This is a genomic window from Gordonia sp. (in: high G+C Gram-positive bacteria), from assembly GCF_049299075.1.
In the GTDB taxonomy this organism is placed as follows: domain Bacteria; phylum Actinomycetota; class Actinomycetes; order Mycobacteriales; family Mycobacteriaceae; genus Gordonia.
Genome location: NZ_JBAQWU010000090.1, coordinates 1 through 1,562, shown reverse-complemented (window position 1 = coordinate 1,562; position 1,562 = coordinate 1). Strand labels below are relative to the sequence as shown.

Sequence of the window (1,562 nt, the reverse complement as noted above, 5' to 3'; positions counted from 1 at the left end):
CGTCGTTCCCGGCGGTGCTGCAGGACGTGAATGTGGTGGTGGCACAGGAAGTTTCGGCGCAGCAGGTTCAGGATGCGTTGACCGCTGGCGCCGGTGAACTGCTGGAGAGCATCTCGCTGTTCGATGTATTCGCCGGTGAGCAGGTGGGCGCGGGCAACAAGTCGCTGACCTTCGCGCTGACCTTCCGGGCCGCCGATCGGACGCTGACCGAGGATGAGGCTTCGGCCGCCAAGCTGGCTGCCGTGGAGCATGCGGGTGGCGTCGTCGGCGCTCGTCTGCGTTGATGTAGGGGAATCGCTGATGTACTGGATTGTCGGCGCCGCCGCGACCCTGGTGGTCGTCGCCATCACCTATTTTTTGCACCGGCGCCTGGTGGTGGCCACCGGTCTACCGCGCGGTTGGGCGCGGGCGGCCGACGCGGTGCTGGTGATCGGCATGATCCTGGGCGTCAGTGCTTTCCTGGTTGGTGTGGGGGTGCTCAATCCGTCGTGGGCACGGCCGATCGGCTTCATCGGCTACACCTGGTGGGCGGTGGTTTTCTACCTGCTGCTGTGGTCGCTGCTGATCGGCCTGATCGCGCTCATCGTCCGGCTGATCGCCCGCGTGTCTAGGCGGCAGTACACGAGCCGCTGGTTGCCGATCGCCACGGTCATCGGCGTGGTCGCCGCCGTGGTGACGGTGGGCTACGGGCTGACCGAGGCCAATCGGGTGCAGGTGACCGACGAGACGGCGGTGATCGAGCAACTGCCGGCGCCGTTCGAGGGCCTGCGGATCGCGCTTGTCACCGATCTGCATGTCGGCCCGGCGCGCGGCGCGGGTTTCACCCGCCGGGTGGTCGAGCAGGTCAATGAGGCGAAGCCCGACCTGGTGATCCTGGGTGGTGATCTGGCCGACGGTACCGTGGCCGAGGTGGGGCCGGACCTGGATCCGCTGCGTGAGCTGACCGCGCCGATGGGCGTCTTCGGGGTCAGCGGCAACCACGAGTACATCGCCGACGACGCCGGGTCGTGGCTCGACTACTGGGAGACCCTCGGGATCACGCCGCTGCGCAATGAGCGGGTCCAGTTGCACCGCGATGGCGCGACGATTGATCTGGTCGGCGTCTACGACAGCACGGCTCCCGCTCCGTATGAGCCAGATCCCGATAGAGCGTTCGCCGGTACCGACCCGAACGACGTGATCCTGTACATCGCGCATCAGCCGCGCCAGGCCGACGATGTGCAGGGCCGCGGGGTGGACCTGCAACTGTCCGGGCACACCCACGACGGCCAACTCTGGCCCTTCGGCTACGCGGTGCGCCTGCAGCAGCCGGTGGTGTCGGGCTTCGGTGACGTCGGCGACGTCCGCGTCTTCACCTCCCGCGGCACCGGCGCCTGGGGCCCGCCCGTCCGCGTCGCCGCGCCCCCGCAGATCGTCCTACTCACCCTCACCTCCACGGGTTAACGCCCCTCCTCTGGCCGCTCGCTGGTTGAGCCGCTCGTCCTCGCTGGTTGAGCCGGAGAGGAGCGAAGCGACGAGCCGTGTCGAAACCACCCCCTCCGCGGGCGGAGCCGCCCCTTTTT

The 1,562-nt window shown here is 68.3% G+C and carries 1 protein-coding gene and 1 pseudogene; both read left to right on the top strand.

Annotated features, from left to right (window positions below; genetic code table 11):
* Positions 1 to 284, top strand: a pseudogene (locus tag WAW85_RS03015) (phenylalanine--tRNA ligase subunit beta); the annotation flags it as partial.
* Positions 285 to 300: 16 nt separating this feature from the next.
* Entirely contained in the window at positions 301 to 1,443 is a 1,143-nt protein-coding gene (locus WAW85_RS03010) for a metallophosphoesterase (protein WP_422558175.1), read from the top strand.
* Positions 1,444 to 1,562: the final 119 nt, after the last annotated feature.

Coding starts and splice junctions, on each gene's coding strand:
- WAW85_RS03010 (WP_422558175.1), top strand. CDS start 301: ATGTACTGGATTGTCGGCGCCGCCGCGACCCTGGTGGTCGTCGCCATC.